23 protein-coding genes are annotated in these 21,649 nt (G+C 66.2%); 6 read left to right on the top strand and 17 right to left on the bottom strand.

Going from position 1 to position 21,649, the window contains the following annotated elements; translation table 11 throughout:
- Positions 1–65: 65 nt before the first annotated feature.
- From MHO01S_RS00125 to MHO01S_RS16835, 3 genes are all read left to right on the top strand, one after another.
- The gene (locus MHO01S_RS00125; RefSeq protein WP_231734909.1) at positions 66–356 is read left to right on the top strand and encodes an ArsR/SmtB family transcription factor; all 291 of its coding nucleotides are present in this window, start codon (positions 66–68) and stop codon (positions 354–356) included.
- A 143-nt stretch (positions 357–499) separates the two neighbouring features.
- Positions 500–817, top strand: coding sequence for an ArsR/SmtB family transcription factor (locus MHO01S_RS00130; RefSeq protein WP_060958871.1), 318 nt, complete (start codon positions 500–502; stop codon positions 815–817).
- Positions 814–1,782: an arsenate reductase ArsC gene (locus tag MHO01S_RS16835; RefSeq protein ID WP_082734080.1), complete on the top strand. Its 969-nt coding sequence runs from the start codon at positions 814–816 to the stop codon at positions 1,780–1,782. The genes MHO01S_RS00130 and MHO01S_RS16835 overlap by 4 nt, the downstream gene beginning before the upstream one ends.
- Here the strand turns inward: MHO01S_RS16835 and MHO01S_RS00140 are convergent.
- The 7 genes from MHO01S_RS00140 to MHO01S_RS00170 form a co-directional block, all read right to left on the bottom strand.
- The gene (locus MHO01S_RS00140) at positions 1,764–2,456 is read right to left on the bottom strand and encodes a response regulator transcription factor (protein ID WP_060958830.1); all 693 of its coding nucleotides are present in this window, start codon (positions 2,454–2,456) and stop codon (positions 1,764–1,766) included. The two genes, MHO01S_RS16835 and MHO01S_RS00140, sit on opposite strands and share 19 nt — an antisense overlap.
- Positions 2,453–3,223 (bottom strand): phosphate ABC transporter ATP-binding protein PstB, encoded by a 771-nt coding sequence (pstB, locus tag MHO01S_RS00145; RefSeq protein WP_231734935.1) that lies wholly within the window; start codon positions 3,221–3,223, stop codon positions 2,453–2,455. Before pstB ends, MHO01S_RS00140 begins: the two co-directional genes overlap by 4 nt.
- Positions 3,224–3,334: 111 nt before the next feature.
- Entirely contained in the window at positions 3,335–4,252 is a 918-nt protein-coding gene (pstA, locus tag MHO01S_RS00150) for a phosphate ABC transporter permease PstA (protein WP_060958829.1), read from the bottom strand.
- Complete coding sequence (gene pstC, locus MHO01S_RS00155) at positions 4,252–5,100, bottom strand: phosphate ABC transporter permease subunit PstC (protein ID WP_231734907.1); 849 nt, start codon at positions 5,098–5,100, stop codon at positions 4,252–4,254. Before pstC ends, pstA begins: the two co-directional genes overlap by 1 nt.
- A 168-nt stretch (positions 5,101–5,268) precedes the next feature.
- Positions 5,269–6,243, bottom strand: coding sequence for a PstS family phosphate ABC transporter substrate-binding protein (locus MHO01S_RS00160; RefSeq protein WP_060958827.1), 975 nt, complete (start codon positions 6,241–6,243; stop codon positions 5,269–5,271).
- Positions 6,244–6,440: 197 nt separating this feature from the next.
- Positions 6,441–6,932 (bottom strand): GNAT family N-acetyltransferase, encoded by a 492-nt coding sequence (locus tag MHO01S_RS00165; RefSeq protein WP_060958868.1) that lies wholly within the window; start codon positions 6,930–6,932, stop codon positions 6,441–6,443.
- 14 nt (positions 6,933–6,946) lie between these two features.
- Positions 6,947–8,266, bottom strand: coding sequence for an FAD-dependent oxidoreductase (locus tag MHO01S_RS00170; protein ID WP_060958826.1), 1,320 nt, complete (start codon positions 8,264–8,266; stop codon positions 6,947–6,949).
- 90 nt (positions 8,267–8,356) lie between these two features.
- Between MHO01S_RS00170 and MHO01S_RS00175 the strand changes: the two genes are divergently transcribed.
- Positions 8,357–8,710 (top strand): ArsR/SmtB family transcription factor, encoded by a 354-nt coding sequence (locus MHO01S_RS00175; RefSeq protein WP_060958825.1) that lies wholly within the window; start codon positions 8,357–8,359, stop codon positions 8,708–8,710.
- A gap of 448 nt (positions 8,711–9,158) precedes the next feature.
- Here the strand turns inward: MHO01S_RS00175 and MHO01S_RS00180 are convergent, their stop codons facing one another.
- On the bottom strand, positions 9,159–10,124 hold the full coding sequence (locus MHO01S_RS00180; RefSeq protein ID WP_231734904.1) for a sulfite exporter TauE/SafE family protein: 966 nt from the start codon (positions 10,122–10,124) through the stop codon (positions 9,159–9,161).
- A 32-nt stretch (positions 10,125–10,156) separates the two neighbouring features.
- Between MHO01S_RS00180 and mobF the strand changes: the two genes are divergently transcribed.
- Positions 10,157–12,661, top strand: a complete 2,505-nt coding sequence (mobF, locus tag MHO01S_RS00185; RefSeq protein ID WP_060958824.1) for a MobF family relaxase — start codon at positions 10,157–10,159, stop codon at positions 12,659–12,661.
- Positions 12,662–12,716: 55 nt separating this feature from the next.
- Here mobF and MHO01S_RS00190 read toward each other — a convergent pair whose 3' ends face one another.
- The gene (locus tag MHO01S_RS00190) at positions 12,717–13,724 is read right to left on the bottom strand and encodes a zinc-binding alcohol dehydrogenase family protein (protein ID WP_024476678.1); all 1,008 of its coding nucleotides are present in this window, start codon (positions 13,722–13,724) and stop codon (positions 12,717–12,719) included.
- Positions 13,725–13,795: 71 nt separating this feature from the next.
- Between MHO01S_RS00190 and MHO01S_RS00195 the strand changes: the two genes are divergently transcribed.
- Entirely contained in the window at positions 13,796–14,146 is a 351-nt protein-coding gene (locus MHO01S_RS00195) for a winged helix-turn-helix transcriptional regulator (protein ID WP_024476679.1), read from the top strand.
- A 1,037-nt stretch (positions 14,147–15,183) separates the two neighbouring features.
- On the opposite strand, the gene MHO01S_RS00200 is transcribed toward MHO01S_RS00195, so the two are convergent.
- The 8 genes from MHO01S_RS00200 to MHO01S_RS00235 form a co-directional block, all read right to left on the bottom strand.
- Positions 15,184–16,098 carry an alpha/beta fold hydrolase gene (locus MHO01S_RS00200; RefSeq protein ID WP_024476680.1) on the bottom strand — a complete coding sequence of 305 codons (915 nt, stop codon included), beginning with the start codon at positions 16,096–16,098 and terminating at the stop codon, positions 15,184–15,186.
- 16 nt (positions 16,099–16,114) lie between these two features.
- Positions 16,115–16,837, bottom strand: a complete 723-nt coding sequence (locus MHO01S_RS00205) for an alpha/beta fold hydrolase (RefSeq protein WP_024476681.1) — start codon at positions 16,835–16,837, stop codon at positions 16,115–16,117.
- Between the two features lie 161 nt (positions 16,838–16,998).
- Positions 16,999–17,826 carry an IclR family transcriptional regulator gene (locus MHO01S_RS00210; protein WP_060958823.1) on the bottom strand — a complete coding sequence of 276 codons (828 nt, stop codon included), beginning with the start codon at positions 17,824–17,826 and terminating at the stop codon, positions 16,999–17,001.
- 26 nt (positions 17,827–17,852) lie between these two features.
- Positions 17,853–19,064 carry an NAD(P)/FAD-dependent oxidoreductase gene (locus MHO01S_RS00215; protein ID WP_005054949.1) on the bottom strand — a complete coding sequence of 404 codons (1,212 nt, stop codon included), beginning with the start codon at positions 19,062–19,064 and terminating at the stop codon, positions 17,853–17,855.
- Positions 19,061–19,258, bottom strand: coding sequence for a ferredoxin (locus tag MHO01S_RS00220; protein ID WP_005054951.1), 198 nt, complete (start codon positions 19,256–19,258; stop codon positions 19,061–19,063). The genes MHO01S_RS00215 and MHO01S_RS00220 overlap by 4 nt, the downstream gene beginning before the upstream one ends.
- Before the next feature lie 3 nt (positions 19,259–19,261).
- The gene (locus MHO01S_RS00225) at positions 19,262–19,588 is read right to left on the bottom strand and encodes a hypothetical protein (protein WP_005054953.1); all 327 of its coding nucleotides are present in this window, start codon (positions 19,586–19,588) and stop codon (positions 19,262–19,264) included.
- On the bottom strand, positions 19,585–20,172 hold the full coding sequence (locus MHO01S_RS00230) for a 3-phenylpropionate/cinnamic acid dioxygenase subunit beta (RefSeq protein WP_005054954.1): 588 nt from the start codon (positions 20,170–20,172) through the stop codon (positions 19,585–19,587). Before MHO01S_RS00230 ends, MHO01S_RS00225 begins: the two co-directional genes overlap by 4 nt.
- Positions 20,169–21,542, bottom strand: coding sequence for a Rieske 2Fe-2S domain-containing protein (locus tag MHO01S_RS00235; RefSeq protein WP_060958822.1), 1,374 nt, complete (start codon positions 21,540–21,542; stop codon positions 20,169–20,171). The genes MHO01S_RS00230 and MHO01S_RS00235 overlap by 4 nt, the downstream gene beginning before the upstream one ends.
- Between the last annotated feature and the right edge of the window lie 107 nt (positions 21,543–21,649).

The following is a 21,649-nucleotide window of genomic DNA, read 5'->3' on the forward strand; positions in this document are numbered from 1 at the left end:
GATCGGAGGGCACAATGGTGAGCATGGTCGGTAGCGAGACGCGTCGGGAAGCAGGTTCCCTATCCGTGGCGGATGCCGAGCGGCTCGCCGAGATCATGCAAGCGCTGGCCTCGCCTGTGCGGCTGCGCATCCTGAGCACGCTGCGCGCACGGCCGAGCACGGTCACCGAGCTCGGCGAGCACTTGCAGCTTGGCCAGACGACCGTGTCGAACCATCTTCGGCTGTTGCGGCACCTCAGCCTCGTCACCGGGAGCCGAGACGGCCGGCACATCCATTACTCGCTCTTCGACGATCACGTCTCCGAACTGCTCGAGGAAGCTATCGGTCACCTCGAGCACCTGCCGCGCGGAGGGTGATGTAGGTCAAGGGCATCCGAGCCCCACGCAGGAAGGAGTGTAGGAATTCGTCGCTTCCGCGCGGTGTCGCCATTTCCGAAAGGGAACCTACACGGGATAGCGCCAACGCCGGCCGGACACCCCGCTCACATAGAATGCGGTCGATGCATGCGACGCGACCTCTTCCCGAGCCTGACGTCCCCCCGCTGGGGCGGTCGGCGGCGGAGCAGTTGTCACGGACGCTGCGAGTGGTGGCCGACCCGACTCGCCTGCAGCTGCTCAGCGTGATCCTCGGCTCCACGCAGCGTCGCGCCACGATCGGGCAGCTGGCGGACGTGCTGGGCTTGACGCAACCGACCGTGACGCACCATGTGCGGATCCTCGTCGAGGACGGCGTCTTGGTCCGCGAGCAGCAGGGCAAGTTCGTATGGCTCTCGGTGCGAGAAGAGCGTCGCACGGCGATCGAGGACTTGCTGCGATGACGACCCCGACCGGGATCCACAGGGTCGGCCGGCCGCTGGATGCCGAGGAAGCGGGGGAGCGGGCAGCGCAAGCCGCGGTGCTCGGCGACACGCTCAATCTCCGCGTCCTCAGCGCGATCGCCGCAGGAGCCCCCGCTGCCCAGCTGCCCGAGATCCTGCACGTCGCGGCCGAACGCGCCGAGACGGCGATCGAGGCGTTGCGCGCCGCCGGCATCATCCATCACGAGCCCGACACCGGCTGGACACTGACCGCTCGAGCCTGGGTGCGGTTCGGCCGGCTCCTGGCCGCCGCGCCCCCGCAGGGCATCCCGCTCCCGCCGCCGGCGTCGCTGACGGCGCTTCCGGTCGCGGTGGAGAGCGTGGCCCGAGATCTCGCGTATCGGTTCAGCTCCACGTTCAGCGCGGAGACGGTCTCCCGCTACATGGCGGAGAGCTACCTTCTGCTCAGCCAGCGTGCACAGGTACGCACGCACTTGGCAGCGCTCACCGCACGGTATGCGGCGGAGCGGCTATCCGCACTCGCCTCTGCCAAAGGGCTGGTGCTGCGTGGCACACCGGAAGTGTTGTTCGTGTGCGTGCAGAACGCGGGCCGGTCGCAGCTGGCCGCAGCGTATCTGCGGCATCTGGCCGGCGATGCGGTGCATGTGCGCACGGCGGGGTCGGAGCCGGCGGCGGAGGTTCACCCGCGGATCGCGGAGTCGCTGGCCGAGGTCGGCGTCCCCGCCACGGACGACTACCCCAAGCCGCTCACCGACGAGGTCGTGCAGGCTGCGGACTACGTGGTCACGATGGGCTGCGGCGACGCCTGCCCGGTCTACCCCGGCCGGCGCTACCTGGATTGGGATCTCGACGACCCGCTCACTCTGGACGAGCCGGGCCTACGACGGGTGCGCGACGAGATCCGGGGACGGGTGGAAGGGCTGCTCGTCGACCTCGGGTTCGCCGATCACGACGCGAGTCGGTAACCGAGGCCTCGGACGGTCTCGATCGGAGGATTCGGTGATGCGCCCGCTTCGGAGAGACGCATCCTGATCCGTTTGATCGCGACACGGATGGAGGCGATGGGGTCAGTGGCCGTGCCGGCGTACTCCACGGCGAGTTGCTCGAGCGTGGCGATGTAGGGGTGCGCGCGGGTCAGGGCGAGCAGGATCGAGAACTCCCGCAACGTGACCTCGATCGGCACGTCTCCCCAGTACACCTTGTGCCGGCCGGGGTCGACGGTGAGCTCACCGACGCAGACTGCTTCGATGTCCTCTTGTGCTGTCTGCGGAAGCCGCTTCATCGCGGCGCGCAGACGATCCGGGGTGAGCGGGAGATCAACGCTCGAGCGGATGCCGGCGGCGATCCCGGCTCGCATCGCGTCGGCGGCGTCGCCGGTCCCGAGGCCGAGGATCACATCAGGGCCGCACATGCCGACCGCCAGGTCGAGGATGCTGGACAGCGGCATCGTGTCACAGTCGGAGGAGACGATGAGGACCGCGCCGGGGTCGTGGGCGACCTCGAGCAGGGCGTCCAGGAGATCTCTGTGGGTCACCACCGAGTACCCGAAGTGCCGGTACTCGGCGGCGGTGCCTCGGATGTCGAAATCGGGCGAGAGCAGCACGGCGGTCGTGATGCCGTGCAGCGGTGCGATGCTCATCCGAACCTGCCGCTGATGTAGTCCTCGGTGCGCTGGTCGGCCGGCTGCTCGAACAGCTTGCTGGTGAAGTCGTACTCGACGAGCACCCCGGTGCGATCACCCGTAGTCTCGTCGGCCAGGGCGGTGAAAAACGCGGTGCGGTCGGCCACCCGCGCGGCCTGCTGCATGTTGTGGGTGACGATCACGATCGTGTACTCGCCGCGCAGCTCGTGCATCAGGTCTTCGATCTTGGTGGTCGCGATCGGGTCCAGCGCCGAGCAGGGCTCGTCCATGAGGATCACTTCGGGCTGCACGGCGATGGTGCGGGCTATGCACAGGCGCTGCTGCTGCCCGCCGGAGAGCCCGAACGCGGACTGCTTGAGCTTGTCCTTGACCTCGTCCCACAGCGCCGCCTTACTGAGCGCCTCCTCGACGAGATCATCCATCGAGGAGACCTTCATCCCGGTGACGCGGGGACCGTAGGCGATGTTGTCGTAGATCGACTTGGGGAACGGGTTGGGCTTCTGGAACACCATGCCGATGCGGCGGCGGACCTCGATCGCATCGACGTCCTTGGCGTAAATGTCCTCGTCGTTGAAGGTGATCGAGCCCTCCACGCGGGCACCCTCGACCAGGTCGTTCATCCGGTTCAGGGAGCGCAGCACGGTGGACTTGCCGCACCCGGAAGGGCCGATCAACGCGGTGATCTCCTGTTTGCGGAAGGCCAGGCTGACCCCAGTGACGGCGCGGAACGAGCCGTAGAAGATGTTCACGTCCTGGCAGTCGATGACGGTCGGCGGCTCGTAGAACAACGAATACGAGCGGCCGAGGGCGCCGGTGTCGAAGTGCATGCTGGGGTGCGTGGCGGTGGTGTCGTCGTTCATGTCGGGGCCTTTCGATTACCAGCGCTGCTGATAGCGGTTGCGGATGAAGATGGCCAGGGCGTTCATCGCCAGCAGCACGACCAGGAGCACGATGCTGGTCGCGGCGGCGAGCTCGTGGAACCCGTCCTGCGGGCGCCCTGTCCAGTTGAAGATCTGGATGGGCATGGTCGTGTAACCGCTCATCAGGCCGTTCGGGTCGAACCGGAGGAACACCAGCCCGCCCAACAGCAGAAGCGGCGCGGCTTCCCCGAGCGCACGCGACAGCCCGAGGATCGACCCGGTTGCGATGCCCGGAAGCGCGGCCGGGAGTGTGTTGCGGAACACGGTCTGCAGCGGCGTCGCGCCCAGGGCGAGGGAGCCCTGCCGGATCTCGGCCGGGACGGCCCGGAGCGCCTCGCGGGTGGCGATGATGATCACCGGAAGGATCAGCATGCTCAGCGCCAGCGCCCCGACCCACACCTGGTTCTTGTTGACGATCCCGAACAGGCCCAGGGCGGCGAGGGTGAGCATGCCGTAGATCACCGAGGGGATCGCGGCGAGGTTCTGTACGTTGAGCTCGACCGCCCGGTTGACCCAGTTGTGCTTGTCGGCGAACTCTTCCAGGTGGATCGCGGCGGCGATCCCGAACGGGAGAGTCATCACCGCAGTCGTGCCGATCACCCACAGGGAGCCGAGGATCGCGGGGCGTGCGCCGGCGTCCTCGGGGTTGGAGGAGGGGTACTCGGTGAACAGCCGGGAATCGAGTCGGCCCTGACCGTCGATCCAGATCGTGATGAGCAGGATGGTGAGGAACAGCAGTGCGAACAGCAGGCAGAACCACAGCGCGACGAGGAAGATGATCGCGCGGGGGCTGGTCTCGCCGCCCTTGGCGCGGCCGCGGATCGAGCGCTGCACGACCCCGCCGATTCCCCTGGATGTCGTGGTGGTGGTCATCAGTACGCCTCCCGGAACCGGCGGACGATCGCGATGCTGATGAAGTTCACCAGCAGGGTGATGAAGAACAGCAGCAGCCCGACCGCGAACAGGGTGTTGTATTCGAGGGAGCCGACCTGGGAGTCGCCGAGAGCTGCCTGGGCGATGAACCCGGTCATGGTCTGCCCGGCCTCGAGCGGCCCGGTGACGATGCGGGCCTGCTGGCCGGCGGCGAGGGCGACGATCATCGTCTCGCCCACCGCGCGGGAAATCCCCAGCACGACCGCTGCGATGATCCCGGACAAGGCCGCGGGGAACACGACGCGGAGCGTGGTCTGCATCCGGTTCGCGCCCAGCGCGGCGGAGCCCTGGCGCAGCGCGTTGGGCACGGCCGACATGGCGTCCTCGCTGATGGACGCGATGGTGGGGATGATCATGATGCCCATCACGAACCCGGCGGCGAGGACGCTGAACGAGCCGGTGTCGAGGCCGAGCCATTCGCGGAGCACGGTGGCCTGGATGAACTGGACGGCGAAGTAGCCGTAGACGACGGTGGGAATCCCGGCGAGGAGCTCGAGGATGGGCTTGAGCGTCTTCCGCACCCGGTGGTGGGCGTACTCGGAGAGGAACACCGCGGCGCCGAGCCCGAACGGGACCGCAACAAGCAGCGCGATCGCCGTCGTCCAGGCGGTGGCGGTGACCAGCGGGATGACGCCGAAGGAGGCATCCGCGAAGCGGGGCGCCCACCGGGTGCCGAACAGGAACTCCCAGACGGGAACCTCGGCGAAGAACTCGAGCGACGGGATCAGCAAGGCGAGCACGATCCCGGCGGTGATGACGATCGTGGCGATCGCCGCGAGGCGAAACACGAGCCGGATCGTGACGTCGACAGGGCGCGGCTTGGCTCGCAGAGACGATGGGGGACGTCGCGCGGGCTTCGTGCGCGGCGTGGTGGACAGGGCGGTCACGGCACTCCTCATGTGGCGGGCCGGGGGCGACGACGGGCGTCGCCCCCGGCCTGGGGGCAGGGACGCTGGTCAGCCGAGGCTGGCGAGCTCGTCCTGCGCGGTCGTGATCTGGTCGTCCGTGAGGGGCACGAACAGGGCCGACTGGGCGATGGTGACGGCGTTCTCGACGTAGTAGTCGACGAACGTCTTCACCGCGGCGCTGTCGGAGTAGGAGGCGTTGTTGACGTAGATGAACAGCGGCCGGCCCAGCGGGGTGTAGGTGCCGTCCTGGACGGTCTCCGTCGACGGGAAGACGCAGCCGTCGCCGCCGTCGACCTCGAGGCCCTTGAGGACGTCGGTGTTCTCCTCGAGGTAGCTGAGGCCGAAGTAGCCCATCGCGCCCTTCTCGCCGGAGACGCCCTGGATGGTGACGTTGTCGTCCTCGGAGGGGCTGTAGTCGGTGCGGCTCGCGCCCTCTTCACCGTTGATCGCGCCGGTGAAATAGTCGAACGTGCCCGAGTCGGTGCCCGCGCCGTACAGGGTGAGCGCGACGTCGGGGAAGGACGGGTCGACCTGGTTCCAGTTGGTGATCTTGCCCTCGGACTCGGGCGCCCAGATCGTGTGCAGCTGCTCGACGGTGATGCAGTCGATCCAGTTGTTGTCCTTGTTCACCACGACGGACAGGCCGTCGTTGGCGATCACGATCTCGGTGAACTCGATCCCGGCTTCCTCACACGCCGCGGCTTCCTCGTCCTTGATCGGGCGGGATGCGTTGGAAAGGTCGGTCTCGCCGGCGCAGAACGTCTTGAAACCGCCGCCGGTGCCGGAGGTCGCGACGGTGACCTGGACGTCAGGCTCCACGCCGGCGAACTCCGTCGCTGCGGCCTCGGTCAGCGGGCCGACCGTCGACGAGCCATCGGAGGCGACGGTGCCGCTCAGAGCGGAGCCGTCCTCCCCATTGCCGCTCGAGCCGCTCGAGGGCTGCTGGCCTCCGCACGCGCTCAGGGCGAGGGCCGCGGCGAGCACGGCGGCCGCGGCGGCGAACTTTGCTGTGGTGATCTTCACGGTGCACTTTCGTTCAGGGCCTCTCGGCCTGTTCGATCTCGCCGCATGGCAAGACGGATAGACGGGCTTCTATCTGTGTTACATAGAAGCGCCTCTATGTGAACGCTGAGTGAACGTGAAGCGGCAACCAGGAGGAGGAACCCCCGGACGCGGGCGTCGCCCCTGGTGACGAGGCGAGCTGTTTGGCGCAGCCGGGGTCAGATGCCGTTGCGGGCGGAGCGGTACTCGATCAGCACGGTGTCGCGCCAGTGGCCGGCTTGCGGGCCGAGCAGGGAGCGGGCGATCCGCTCGCGGTGGCCGACGACGCGGAACCCGGCCCGCTCGTGCAGGCGCAGGCTGGCGGTGTTCTCCGGGAAGATGCTGGACTGGATTATCCAGTAGCCGGCGTCCTCGGCCGCGGCCATGAATGCATCCAGCAGCAGCCGTCCGATGCCTTGGCCGTGGTGGGTGGGGGCGATGTAGACGGAGTGCTCGATCACGCCCCGATAGACCTCGCGGGCCGAGACCGGGGACGCGGCGGCCCAGCCGACCACCGCCCCGGTGTCGTCGACGGCGACCAGCCGGGGCTCAGCGATCTTGCCAGCATCGAACTGTCCCCAGGACGGGGTCGTGGTCTCGAACGTGGCTTCGCCGCCTTCGATGCCGGCGGCGAAGATCTCCTCGACCTGCGGCCAGTCCGCCGCGGTCATCGACCGAACCGTCGTCACGAGCAGCACGAGCTCCCGCTGCTGAGGTCGGCGGAGCAGACGCCGGTGGCCGGCAGAGTCAGCCGGACGTCGGTGGCGGCGGGCATGTCGCCGTCCAGCCACGCGGTGATGGAGCGGACCTGCTCGTAGCCGGTCGCGAGCAGGAACGTCGGCGCGCGGCCGTAGGACTTCATGCCCACGAGGAAGAACCCAGGCTCCGGGTGGCGCAGTTCGGCGAAGCCGTGCGGGGAGACGGTGCCGCAGGAGTGCAGGTTCGGGTCGATCAACGGCGCCAGCCGGCGCGGGGCCTCGACGATCTCGTCTAGCTCGAGGCGGACCTCGCGCAGCATCCCGAGGTCGGAGCGGAACCCCGTCGCGTTCACCACCACATCCGTGTCGAAAGCGGCCGGCTCGCCACGGCACGAGCCGATGAGGCGGACGCCGTCGCCGTGCGGCTGCACGCGGGAGATCTCGAACGAGTCCACGAGATCGACCCGCCCGGACGCCACGAGCTGGTCGACGCGGGAGCCGAGGTGGGCGCGGTCGGCGAGCTCATCATCTGGGGAGGAAGAGACGCGGATCGCGGAGGGGTTGCGGATCAGCCAGGTCACCCGCGTTCCGGGTTCGCTCTTCGCGAGCTCGGCGAGGGCGATCAGTGTGTTCGCGGCCGAGTGCCCGGCGCCGACGACCGTGGTGTGCTTCCCCGCGAACCGTGCCCGGTCGATGCCCATGACGTCGGGGAGGGCGTGCAGCATCAGATCATCGACGGCGGCGGCGCCGATCGGGTCCAGGCCCGACGAGCCCAGCGGGTTCGGCGTCGAGTAGGTGCCGGAGGCGTCGATCACGGCCCGCCCGGTCCGGTCCACAAAGTCACCGTTCACGGTCTGCAGGCGCACCAGGAACGGCGTCTTGTCGCGTCCGGCGGTGCGGGTGCGATCCATGCCCTCTCGGGTCACCGCGACCACGCGGGCGCCGAATCGGATCCGCGAGCCAATCTCCGGCAGCGCCGCGAGCGGCGTGAGGTAGTCGTCGACGAGCTCGTGCCCGGTCGGCGCCCGGCCCTCGTCCGCCGGGCCGCTCCACCCGGCTGCCTCGAGGAGGCGACGGGAGGCGGGGTCGATCAGGTGACGCCACGGCGAGAACAGCCGGGTCTGACCCCAGAGCCGGATCGACGACGCGACCCGGTCCCCGGCCTCGAGGATGGTGAAGTCGATGCCCCGCTCGGCGAGGTTCGCCGCGGCGGCGAGACCGATCGGGCCGGCGCCGATGATCAGCACCGGGAGCGTCGCCAGCCGGTCGCTCGTCGCGGTGCGGGAGGTCAGATCGAGCAGCGTCACGAGGATGCCTCCACGAAGGATATTGATGAACGTCGATGCCCAGTATGAGCACATGTATCGAAACCTGTCAATATCGACTATTGTCGATGCATGGTCACGATGCTCGAGGTCACCGACGTCACCCCCGGTGCGGCGTGTTGCGCGCCGCTGGTGCGCGAGCCGCTCGCGCAGACGGACGCCGAGCAGCTCGCCGTGACTCTCAAGGCCCTCGCGGACCCGGCGCGGTTGCGGCTGCTGTCGATCGTCGCATCCTCCGAGGATCAGGAGGCGTGCGTGTGCGACCTGATCGACCCAATCGGACTCTCCCAGCCGACCGTCTCGCACCACCTCAAAGTGCTCACCGAGGCCGGGTTCTTGTCGAGGTCGAAGCGGGGGACGTGGGCGTACTACAAGCTCATCCCGCAGGCGCTCGAGCAGGTCTCGATCACGCTGGTCCCGCGATAGTCACGCAGCAAGGCCTCAATCCTGGCTCAGGCGAATAGGTTGACGACGGAGTGACCTAACGTCGCTAGCGCCTTCGACAGGTGTCGGAACCGTCAAGTGCCGGTCGTCTATCCGTGGAGACCGCCATATTCACGCGGAACCTACGATCACGCATGCAGCCGCAAAGCGTCGGTCGAACACCGAGAGTACTGGCGCTGATACCGACCTTGGTCGTGCCTGGCGGTCCACTGCGACTGTTGATAGACCCACCGGTCGTCAGCCCCGGTCCTGACGGACCGACACCAAATGTCATCTGCATCAGCGTCGATGATGGCCGCCGACGGCGCTCACACGTCTTGCAGATCAAGGCGAAGCCGGGCGGACTGGTCCGACTGTGTCGGGCAAGAGCCCCGTCCCACGACTGAGCTGGCTTCTCAATGGCTAGACAAGTCGAGGGTGCGGACGGAGCCTACTTGTGGTTCCAGACCTTGATGGAAGAGAGGAGTAGGAGCAGCACGAGCAGCGGGATGAGGATCGCGTCCGGGATCACCCCGAGTAGCAGCCCGCCGACGATGGTTCCGGCGATCGAGCCCGCGGTCATCGCGATCAGGAAGCCCTTGTTCTGCCCGAGCACCTGGAAGCTGTTGTCGCGGCTATAGCGGGCGAACGCGACCAGCATGGTGGGCAGCGAGATCAGCAGTGAGAGGCTGCCGGCGATCTTGATGTCGGCGCCATAGAGCAGCACGATCGTCGGGATGAGCAGCTCCCCGCCGGCGACGCCCATCAACGCGGCGACCACGCCGATGATCACCCCGGCGATGATGCCGAGGATGATCCGCGGCACGACCGGAACGCCCAGGGGTTCCATGGCGAAGAAGTGGGTGACGAAAAGCAGGACCGCGATCAGCACTAGCAGGATCGCGATGACCCGGTAGAGGGTCTTGGAGGCGAGCTTGGTGGCCCAGTGCGCGCCGATCCACGCGCCGATCAGGCTGCCCGCGAGCAGGTTCACGACGACATAGAGATATGGCGAGAGTTCGTCCAGGGGCACGCTGATCAGGCGCGCCGGGATCGCGGTGATCACCACGATCAGGCTCATTGCCTTGTTCATGATGATGGCAGGGAGCGCGGCGAACGCGAACACGCCGATCAGCAGCGGCAGCCGGAACTCCGCGCCGCCGAGTCCGATCATCCCGCCCAGCACACCGATCCCGGCGCCGGAGATAAACACCACGATGAGCGACCGCTGCCAAGACTTCGTAGTCGGCGGACCGGTCAGATCGGGCGGAAGGGCTGGCGTGCTCACCCGGCAAGTATCCCCGACGAACGTCCCCTTGCGACGGCCGATGACGGACGGCTCCGACGAACAGATCTCGCACTCAATAGGACACAGGCCAAGGCCCCGATAAGTACCCGCTGGCGCGGGCACGGGCACGCACCTCTCTGATAGATGAGAGGCGGTGCCGGATGTCGGTGTCGATGCGGTTGATGAGCGCTGAAGACGGCTACAAGTATCTCCTCCGCACCGTCGCCGCAGCAGATGGCGAACGGCCTCTCTCAACCCCGCTGACCCGGTACTACGCCGAGGCCGGCACGCCGCCAGGCCGCTGGCTCGGCAGCGGCCTACCAGAGCTGGCCGACGGCAAGATCAACGCCGGCTCCCGCGTATCTGAGGCCCAACTCGAGCTGCTGCTGGGGATGGGCCGAGATCCCGGAACGGGCGCGCCGCTCGGCCGGGCGTACGCCGAGTACGCGGCATCCGAGACGAGCCCCGACAACCCGACCGCATCACGGGCCGCCCACGCAGCACCGACTCGCCGTCGTGCCGTCGCCGGCTACGACTTTACGTTCTCGCTGCCAAAGTCGGCATCCGTTCTCTGGGCGGTCGCTGACGCCAATACCCAGGCAACAATCGCCGCCGCGCACCACAAGGCCATCGACGACGTGCTGGCCTTCATGGAGCGCGCGCTTGCCGCGACGCGCGCAGGCGAAGCGGGCCGCGACGGCGCTGTCGCCCAGGTCGAAGTGGCGGGGCTAATCGCCGCCGCGTTCGATCACTTCGACTCGCGCGCGGGCGATCCGCAATTGCACACGCATGTAGTGGTGAGCAACAAGGTACGCACGGAGTTCGACGGCAGGTGGCGGTCCCTCGACGGTCGACCGCTGCACGCGGCGACGGTTGCGCTGTCCGAGTTGCACACCGCGGTGTTCGCCGACCACATGACACGTGCTCTCGGCGTGCAGTGGGAGAAGCGCGAGCGCGAAGCGGATCGCAACCCGGTCTGGGCGATCGCATCCGTCCCTGAGCAGCTGGTCACCGAGTTCTCGTCACGGTCGCGTCATATCGACATCGAGAAGGACCGGCTGATAGATGAGTACATCGCCACGCATGGGACGGCTCCGTCGAAGGTGACGATCATCCGCCTGCGCCAGCAGGCGACGCTTGCGACGCGGCCCGAGAAGCAGCTCCGATCGCTCGCCGATCTCACGCACGAGTGGCGCACTCGCGCCAGTCGGCTGCTCGGCCGCGACGCAACCGCCTGGGCGCGTGACGCGGTGAACCAACGTGAGGCGCCGAAGTTACTGCGCGCAGACGAAGTCGCGCTCGGCATCCTCAACCAAGTCGCGCTGCGCGTCGTCGAAGCAACAGGCGAACGTCGCTCAACGTGGACCCGCTGGAACCTCTACGCAGAAGCCGCGCGGCAGACGATGGGCTGGCGCTTGGCCACAACCGAGGATCGCGAGGCGATCGTCGGCATGATCACGGATGCGGCGGAGCATCGCTCCGCGCAGCTCACGCCCCCCGAACTCGCCGTCTCGCCCGCCGAGTTCCGACGTGCAGATGGGACGAGCGTCTTCCGCCCGCGCAACTCCGAGCGCTACTCCTCGATTGCGCTGCTGGACGCGGAAGAGCGACTGCTCAGCGCGTCGCACGCGACCGCAGCGCCGGTGGTCAGCGCAGCAACCCTCGGTTACGCCGAGCGGGCACGCCGCAATCGCGGGATTGAACTCGGAGCGGATCAGCGCGCGGCGCTGCAGTCAATCGCAACCTCCGCGCGTTCCCTCGATGTGCTGATCGGGCCAGCCGGTTCGGGCAAGACGACAGCGATGCACGCGCTGCGGCTGGCGTGGGAGCACGAGCACGGTCGCGGCTCGGTCATCGGGCTCGCACCGTCCGCTGCGGCCGCGCGCGAACTCGCTGACGACCTTGGCATCGCGACGGAGAATACTGCCAAGTGGTTGCACGAGCACGGCCAGGGCCGCGCCACGGTTCGCGCAGGACAGCTCGTCATCATCGACGAGGCATCCCTCGCGGGCACGCTCACGCTCGATCGCATCTGCACGCTGGCCACTCGTGCGCGCGCGAAGGTGCTGCTGGTGGGCGACTGGGCGCAGTTGCAGTCGGTCGACGCCGGCGGTGCATTCCGGATGCTCGTCGAAGCGCGCTCCGATGCGCCCGGACTCGCTGACGTGCACCGCTTCCGGCACGCATGGGAGAAGGAGGCATCCCTTGACCTCCGCAACGGACGACTGCAGGCGCTGGATGCCTACGGCGCGCGCGATCGGATCGTCGGGGGCGACGCCGATGCCATGTCCGACGCGGCGTACAGCGCGTGGCTCCGCGACGTGGCTGCGGGGATGTCGTCGGTGCTCGTCGCTGAAACCGGTGAGGCGGTTGGCGCGCTCAACCGGCGGGCGCGCGCCGAGCTGGTTCTCTCCGGCGAGGTGGATGCCAGTGCTGAGGCCTCGCTGCGGGACGAGGCCGCAGCATCCGTCGGTGATGTCGTCATCACACGCAAGAACGACCGTCGCCTGCGATCGGGCCCTGACTGGGTTCGCAACGGCGCGCGATGGAAGGTCGTCGCGGTTCGTCGCGACGGCTCGCTACGTGTGCGGAACACCGATCGCGCCGGTGCCCGGCCGATCACCCTGCCGGCCGGCTACGTCGCCGAGAATGTCGACCTCGGCTAGCCGAGGTTCTGCAAACGCACTCGCCTGTGAACATGCGCGTGCGCGCGGTTTCAGTCTACTCCCATCTGTGGACGGTGACCTTGCCGACTGTGCGGCCGTTCTCGACCAACTCGTGCGCCTCGCGGAGTGTGGTCGGTGAGATCGGCGCGAGTGTCGTTGTGGCCGTGGTGCGGATGCGGCCCTGATCTACAAGGTCAGCGACAGTGTTCAGGAGCTGGTGCTGTTCAATCATGTCCGGGGTCTGCCTGAGCGGGCGGGTGAACATCAGTTCCCAGTGCCAAGCGATGCTCTTGCCCTTGAGCGGGAACACGTCGCGCGGACCGTCGTCAATGGCGACAATATGCCCGAACGCTCGAACGATCCGCGCATAGGTTTCGATCTGCCCCGCGGAATGCGCGGTGAACAGCCAGTCCACGCCATCCTGCGCGACGGCGAGCACCTGCTCAGCCAGGTCGTCGCGGTGGTTCACCACATGCTCCGCGCCCAGGTTGCGCACCCAGGCGGAGCGTTCATCGTCGGAGGCGGTGGCGATCACGGTGACGTTCGGCAGGAGCGCGTCGGCCAGTGCCAGCATGATCGATCCGACTCCGCCGGTCGCGCCGATCACCAGCAGGGTGCCGGTCGAGTCCTCGGTAAGGGCGAGCCGCTCGAACAGGGTCTCCCAGGCGGTGATCGCCGTCAGCGGCAGCGCAGCAGCGTCGGCAAACGACAGCACCTGCGGCTTGCGCCCCGTAATCCGCTCATCCACAACATGCAGGCGCTGGTTCGTACCTGGCCGGTCGATGCTGCCCGCGTAGTACACCTCGTCACCCGGAGCGAACAGCGTCACCGCTGAGCCGACCTCGCGCACCGTACCGGCGGCGTCGAAGCCGAGCACCTTGAACCCGTTCGCAGGAGCGCCTTCCCGCAGTTTCACATCGACCGGGTTCACCGAGACCGCCTCGACCTCGACCAACAAGTCATGCGGTCCAAGTTCGGGCACCTCGACCTCGCGGGCGGTCAGCGCCTCGGGGTCGGTGGCGGGGAGGTTCTTCTCGTATCCGATCGCAGTCGTAGCCGTCATGCCAATTATGGTTCCCCAGACCTACTGGTTACCGTCAAGGCAACCTAGTACCCATCGGATACCATGAACGTATGAGTCAGACCGTGGATGAGTGCGACCGGAACGACGTGTACGCGGCCATGTGTCCGTGCCGCGACATGCTCGACCTGCTCGCCAACAAGTGGAGCGCCCTGGCCATCGGTGCGCTCGAAGACGGGCCGCAACGCAACGGGCAACTCAAACGACGCTTGGAAGGCGTCAGCCCCAAGGTGCTGTCCCAGACCCTCAAGCGTCTCGAAGACCACGGCCTGCTCACTCGCACCGTCTACCCCGAGGTTCCCGCTCGCGTGGAGTACGAACTTACTGACCTCGGACACAGCGCAGCCGCCCCGTTGAAGCATCTGCGCGACTGGGTTGAACACAACGTCGGAACCGACCAGTAGCGACCCCCTCGGCGCTACATCGAGCCAGGAGTCCCGGCCTCCGCGTAATACCGCGTCAACACAGACGAGGCGTCGCGGTCGCCGTCACCGGACACGACAGAGTTCAGCAGGTACCGGTACCCGTCACCGGTCGTCATCACCCTAATTGATAACGTCACACCTAGAAGGTGCGAAGTAACCGACGCGCGAGCACAGGAGCGCTTCTGTCATTTCGAAGGCGAGACTTCGCGCGATTGGGATTCGCCGGGCCATCCTTCTTCTCTTTCGTCGAACGTCACCGCAACACCGTGTCGCTGGGGTTCGTGAAATCTTCTTCCGGAAGCGAAACCCAGGTACTGCGCCATGAGGAACTCGCCGCAGCGATGCACAGGCGTTCGACAGTTCGGTCGCACGAACCGATCGTTTGTTAACGGACGGCACTGTACGTCGATCGAAAGTCGCGCCGACACCCCCTGCGAATTCGCGTCGCGGGATAGTTTGCCAGGATCCGGCGATCAGCGTGGTGCGCATCAAGGAGGTGCGCAGCGGCCTCAGCACGAGGAGCCTGCCCGCGAGGCCGACCACCCCGCCCCTAGGAACGGTAGGAGTGCGACGTCGGGGCGAGCTGGGGGCCACCCCCCGAGACCGAAAGTAGCACCGCAGCGACGATAAGCGCCACGCCAACCAGGGTGGTCGTCAGCTCCCCGACCAACGAACCGATCCATCCGCGTTCCTGGAGGTCTCGGAACATCCTTATGCTCAGCCCGAACGTTCCGTTCGAGCTGCGAACCGATCGTCTCGATGCGTCGTGGCAGACGCCTCAGCTGTCCACCGATGACCTGGAGTTGCACGCGGCCGTCGGCGAACATCTCCCTTGAGTCCATCGCCAGACGTATGAAATGAGGAGTTCGAGCAAGGGCCCGATCGACCAAGTCGTAGTCGGCAACGAGCTGGCACAGCGTTCCCTCGAGTGACACGAAGGAAACGACTGGCGTTCTCCTCCGCTGTTGGGGACGTCGGGTCGGCTGAAATAATGGCCGGGACGATACGGTGGCGAGTCAGAGCGCCGTGATCCACCGCGCGATCTCGTCAGCGAGCTCGTCGCTATTGTCTTCGACCATCAGCATGTGGCCGTTCCCAGCGAGAACAGGCAGTTCGGACGACCAGAAGGTGACGGCGGCGCCCTGATCGGTGAGCCAGGCCACGATGTCCTGATCCAGCTGCGAGGGGTGGTCGGTATCGGCTCCACCCGTGAAGACGAGAATCGGCTTGTTCGTGAACGCGTCGGTCGGCCCGATCCTCATTTGGCTCCCACCGATGTTCTGACGCTGATAAAGCATCCGGGCCGGGATCGGCCGAAGGGTGCGGCGGAACACCTCGATGCACTCGCGGGGGAACCGCCGGCTGGGTCCGATGGCCTTGTCGTTCACGAAGGCGCTTGTGGGTTCCCAGAAACCCATCTTCGGGATGGTCCAGTCGATGGCCGCTCCACGGATGGAGACCTCCTGGTCGGACTCCCTCACGATCTCGGGCACCGCCTGTACATTTCCAGGCGGGCCCGGAGCGACGGCTACGAGCCCGTCGATGAGATCGCCATGCGTCTCTAGGAGGCGGAAGCCAATCGGACCTGCCATCGAGTGCACGACCAGCACGACGTTCCGGCCGAGACCAGAGAGGAACACGCCCATCCCTCGGCACACGCTCTCATAGTCCAGCCGCGCAGACGCCGCACGATCATCGACGTGTTGGGCCGCCTCATAGGACAACCCCAGCCAGTCCACCACCAGCACACCGTAGCCAAGCGATACCAATCGTGCCGCCCAGCCCTGTCGGCCGTCGGGCGTCTCGAGATAGCACTCCTTCGAGACACCACCCCCGTGCACGAGGACGATCCACCGAGCAGGCGCACCCGACGGCGCCAGTTCGGTGTACGAGATCGGCGCGACGTCGTCTGGGCGTGAAATCGAATCCATAGCTTCCCCAGGCCTGTTAGGCAATGACGGCGTCGAGGGCCCGTGCGAGCCTCTCCGGATGCGTGAGCATCACCAAATGGCTTCCGTCGATCTCGATCGTGCGCGGACTATCAAGCCGCCCGGCCGCGGCCTGGTAGATCTCAGCGGGAACGGCCTGGTCCTGAGCGAGGAACACATAACTTGACGGGATGCTGCTCGCCCAGAACTGGTCGAGGCGGATCGGCTCATTGGACCAGCCTGCCGGCGTTGGGACGAGCCTCGGCTCGAGCGCGGCGAGCTGCTGCTGCTCGAACGGGGACATGTCCTGCATAGACGCGGCCCAGAGCTCAGGCGGCATGACGATGGTGTTGTCGTCGGACTGACTCGCAAGCGCCTTCATCGCTGCGACCAACGGATCGGGGAGCACGTCGTTAATGGTCTCGCCGTCGCGCAGCACCCAGGCGTCGACGAAGACGACCCGGCCGATGCGCTCGGGCATCGCCTCAGCGACGAGTTGGATGAGCGGACCTCCGCCGCTATGACCGACGAGCACGATGTCGAGCTGGGTGAGCTCTCTTACCTGATCGATCAGATCGCGCGCCATCATGCTCATCGTGACGCCGGAGCGGTCCACGTCACCGTCTTCGAGACCGCGCAGCGTCGGCGCGATCACCTCGTGCCCCATTCTGCGCAATTCGTCGGCGACGCCGTCCCACGCCCAGCCGCCTACCCATCCGCCGTGCACCAGTACGATCTGCATTGATCATCCTCTTCGCATATTTATCTGCTGAGCAGAACTTGTTCCTAACTAGAAGACACAATAGCTTGCGCGGCGCCAACAGTCCAGCATGGCTCGAGCTCTCTTCAGAACGCGCCGAACGACCCCTGCACCAGGTCGCAGGGGAAAGAGACGACGAGCCTTCAGGAGGTCAGGTCGGCCAGACGTACGGCTGCCTCATCGAGGAGTGCGACGAGGGTCTTCACCTTGCGGGGAGGCAAGCGGAACACCGGGGCAGATGCGTTGATCGCCAACCGCAGCCCGCTCGCCGAGGGAACGGCCACGGCCACCGAGGCCACGCCCTCCTCGCTCTCCTCCCGGTTCGTTGCATAGCCCTGCTTCGCGACAAGATCCAGTTGTGCGAGGAGCTCGGTCTTGGTACGGATCGACTGCGGAGTCACCTGTGAGAGTTGCTCGTCGGGGTAGAGACGGTCCAATTGTTCTCGCGGGAGCTGCGCCAGGAGAACCTTTCCCGTGGAGGTGCAATGGGCCGGCATCTCCTTGCCCAACCGTGAAGCGACTCGCACCGCCGTCGTCGGTTCCGAGACTGCGAGAAAGCGAGTGGAGTTGCCGTCGAGCGTGCCGAGGTGAACCGTCTCGCCGGCTTGGTGGCTGAGTTCCTCGAGGATCGGTTGCACGATCTGCGGGATGTCCATCTTTCTCAGCACCGAGAAGGCGATCGTGGTCAACGACGGCCCTGGCCCGTATGTCTTCGTTCGCGGGTCTTGCCGCACGAATCCTCGCCATTGAAGCATCGCGAGGATGCGATGCGCCGTTGAGGTCGCGACACCCAGGTGCTTGCTGGCGTCCGTCAGTCGAAGTTCGTTCTTCTCACCGAGCAGGAGCAGGAGTTTCAGGGCATTGTCGACCGACTCGATCGGGTATTGCGGAGCCGCATCGACTCCGTCGGCTGCTCTATTTCTCTGCACAACAGAAACTGTATCGTTCCTGCCGGCCCTCAGGGCCGCCATCAAGGGCAAGGCGATCCCGTCCAGGTCTATCCGGACGCCGATTCGAGCAGCCGGCCCAGTCGTACACGAACGTCGGAAAGCGACGATCCCGCTGCGATGGACCGGCGGACTTCGACGAGAGCGCGGGGCCAATTCAGTACCACTGCCCCGTCGAATGACAGACCATTCTGAGAGTACAGAGACGCGATCCGGTCGGGTGTTCGAGGGTCCGTCACCATCTCGGGGTTGACTGCCGTCGTGCGACCGACGATGTGCAGCTTCCAGTTGAACTGGTCACTCCAGACATACTCGACAGGCAGATATGAGCGTCGGTCGTCGGGATGAGCGATGTTGTGCGCGACACAGCGCGCCTGGTCGACCGCATTCGTCCAGTGCTCAAGACGGGTGAGATCGCCGCGAACCGGATGCCGCCACCGCGCAACATCGCCGATCGCATGGATTTCCGGGGCGCCGAGTGCCGTGAGGAATTCGTCGCAGACGAGACCGTCGTCGATCTCGAGCCCTGAGTCCTCGAGCCATTCGACGTTCGGCACTGCCCCGATGCCGATGACGACGACATCACCGTGGAGCTCGGAACCGTCATCCAGGAGCACGCGGAAGTCTCCCTTCGCACCGTCGATCTGCGCGACCGTCCGTCCGAGAACCGCATGTACGCCATGCCGGGAGTGCTTCTGCGAGAAGAGGGCGCCAATCTCGTCACCGAGCCGGCGTGACATCAGGTCGCGTGTCGCCGAGACCAGGGTGACATCGACTCCGAGCCCAAGAGCGGTCGCGGCGACCTCGGCGCCGATGAAGCCCGCTCCGATGACGATGATCCTGCGATCGGGAACTAGCTCGGCGCGCAGCCGGTCTGCGTCGTCGAGTGTCCGCAGCACATGGATTCCCTCGCCTTCACCCCACGGCGACGGCCGCGCGCGGACGCCGGTCGCCACCACGAGGTCATCGAAGCCGACCCGCCGTCCATTCGCCAGCCGGAGCTCCGACAACGCACGGTCCAGACCTACCGCCGGCACACCGAGACGAAGGTCGATGTTAAGCTCGAGCGCCTCCGCCGCCGTGAGGAGCGTGACCTCGGCTGCACCTGCACCGACGAGGTATCCCTTCGACAGCGGCGGCTTGTCGTAGGGCAGCACGGGCTCGGAGCCGATGAGCACAACGTCTCCGCGATACCCCTCTGCCCGAAGCGCCTGCGCGGCCCGTACCCCCGCGATCGACGCACCGACAATCGCTGTCGTCATTCGTCTTCCACCCGGAGCGCGGAAACCGGGCAGCTGTTCGCCGCCTCGGTGACCCGTTTCCGGTCGGCCTCGTCGACCTCTGTTCTGAGCAGGATCACGACGCCGTCGTCATCGAGATCGAAATAGTCTCCCGCGGCCATGATGCAGTTGGCGTAGCCCTGACAGAGCCCGAGATCCGCTTTCACGACAGGCATGTGTCACTCCTCTCCTGCTTCTTCAGGCGTTATCTCAGGGAACATCGGTGCGAACGGTTGGGCGATCATGGCGGAGAACGTCGCCGTAGTCTGCCAGGTCAGCGCCTCGAGCTCGAGCGGATCGAGAGCGACCCACTGCCCGGATCGCGGCGACTCGATCAGGAGCCGGGAGCCGTTGCGTGTCTCCACGCGAGATACCCGGATCTCCGAGAACTCATTGGCGATCGAGATCGGAGCCCCTACCCGCTGGTCTTCGAGCCGCTGACGTTCGTCTGCTGCTGCGATGGCCGCGATGCGGTCGTCCTCTTCGCCTTCCCATTCGAGTTTCATAGGAAGATCGCCAGATTCTGTGTGCGCAAGACCGACTCGTCGACCGTGATGGTTCGGCGTGCGAGCTGCAACCCGCCGCCGACACGTCGCAGAACGTCTTCGCGGCCGGCCGAGATCACCGCGGGCTCGTGCACGTCGCCGCGACTGCGGAAAAGAAGCACCGCAGAATCGACGACGACCTCGCCCGGGACGTCGCTCTCGAAGGTGCGCACGTTCGTGACGAAGTGACGGAGCCGGGAGGGCGGATCCTCTGTCCAGGCGTGTTCCGTGAGGAAGCGGGCGACCCGCCGGCTCAGGGAGTACTTGTTCTCGTCCCAATGCGCCATGCCCGGAGACGTCGAGTACCCGGCGCCGAGCGCGGTAGTGACCTGCACGGGCATGATGTAGTGCACATCGTCGGCGATGAGGTCGAGCCAGTCCTCGTACCGCTGCTCGTCGAGGATGTATGCCTCTTCGACGAGCCACCTGTGCGTCTCCAGATGCAGGCCGTCCGAGAACGACAACGAACTCCCCACCCGCGTGGCTTTGGTCGTATGTGCTCCGAGCGGCGACTCTTTCAGTCGAACCCAGCGCGCCTCGGTCATGACAGCCCCTCCGGCATCCCCACCGACGAGATGATCAGCGCGGTCGGCTCCGTCTCGAGGTAGTCCGCCCAGCGCTCGAGCAGATGCCGCTGGTTGTACTCTCCGTAACCGACGTGGGCCACGCCCGGGCCAGAGAACGCGTCCGGTCCGAGCGGCTCCACGACGAATCTGCCGTCTTTCAGCACGCCCATCCGGCTGTTCAGCAGCAAGCGCCGCGCCATATTCCCTTTCGCGGTGTTCGTAAGGGACACCCAGTTCTCCACATCGTCCTGCTCGAACATCCCCGTGCTGCCGAAGCACATCAGGTACGCCTTGTACGACAGAGCCTTGAACTCCTCCGGTGCCGCTGCGTCGACGGCGAACCAGGAAAGCACCTCGGTCTCGTTCTCGCTGATCGGCTGCCAGGTACGGATCGAGATGAACGGGAGCACGTCGTCGCCGTCTTCCACCTTCGGCCAGTTGTGCACGAAGCTCATGTTCGGGAAGATCGAGGCCGCCGAGATCATGAAGCCGTTCTCGCCGATCACATTGAGCTGGTCCTGGGACCAGACCTCCTTCATCCGGTCGATCATCTCGTCGGGGTAGCCCACGTAGCGCAGCCGCTCCTCGAGCGTTCCCTCCGGAAGCTTGTAGGTCGTGCCTCCGCCGTTGCCCGCCCAGTACGTGTTGCCGTCTTTACGCTTCTCCGCCTTCGGTTCGCGGAAGAGGCCGATCTCGACCACCGAGGTGTGGGTCTGTGGCGTGTGGTACATGTCGCCGGCGAAGTTCTCTGCGCCGATCTTCCAGTTCGCCTTCACCCGCCAGCGCTGCGGGCCGCGGAGCTCGATGCCCGAGGAGCTCTGCTTCGTGTAGTAGTCGAGATAGAAAGCGAAATCGCCGAGGTAGTCGATCAGCGGTGGCGCATCCGGATCCATGCTGATGAAGATCAACCCGTTGTAGCTGTCGAGGCTCGGCGCCGGAAGCAGGCGGGCTCCCTTGCGATTGAAGCCAGCCTCGCCACCGTACGCCTCTTCGTGGAACGGCAGCCCCACGATTCGTCCGTCGTTGCGGTACGACCAGCCGTGATACGGGCAGCGGAAGTGCGAGGCGTTGCCCATTTCCGCCCGGCACACCTGCATTCCTCGGTGCAGGCACATGTTGAACATCGCCTTGACGGAGCCACTCTCGTCGCGCACCACGATGAACGAGTCGTCGAGCACTCGCCGCACCACGTAGTCGCCGGGCTGAGGGATCTCTGATTCGTGACCCACGAAGATCCACGCGCGACTGAACAAGCGCTCCCGCTCGAGCGCGAAGATCTCTTCGTCGTTGTAGATGTGGGCAGGGATCATGCCGCGTCTGACATCGTCGTAGATCGTGTGGTCTGTCATATCTTGAACGCTCCGTCGAAGTATGGATTGTTATCTGTCTAGCAGAAATGTACTCTGATGTGCGGAAGCGGTCAATTGGAGAACGACCACCGGATCGATTGGAGAAG

It is taken from the genome of Microbacterium hominis NBRC 15708, assembly GCF_001592125.1.
Taxonomy (GTDB): domain Bacteria; phylum Actinomycetota; class Actinomycetes; order Actinomycetales; family Microbacteriaceae; genus Microbacterium; species Microbacterium hominis.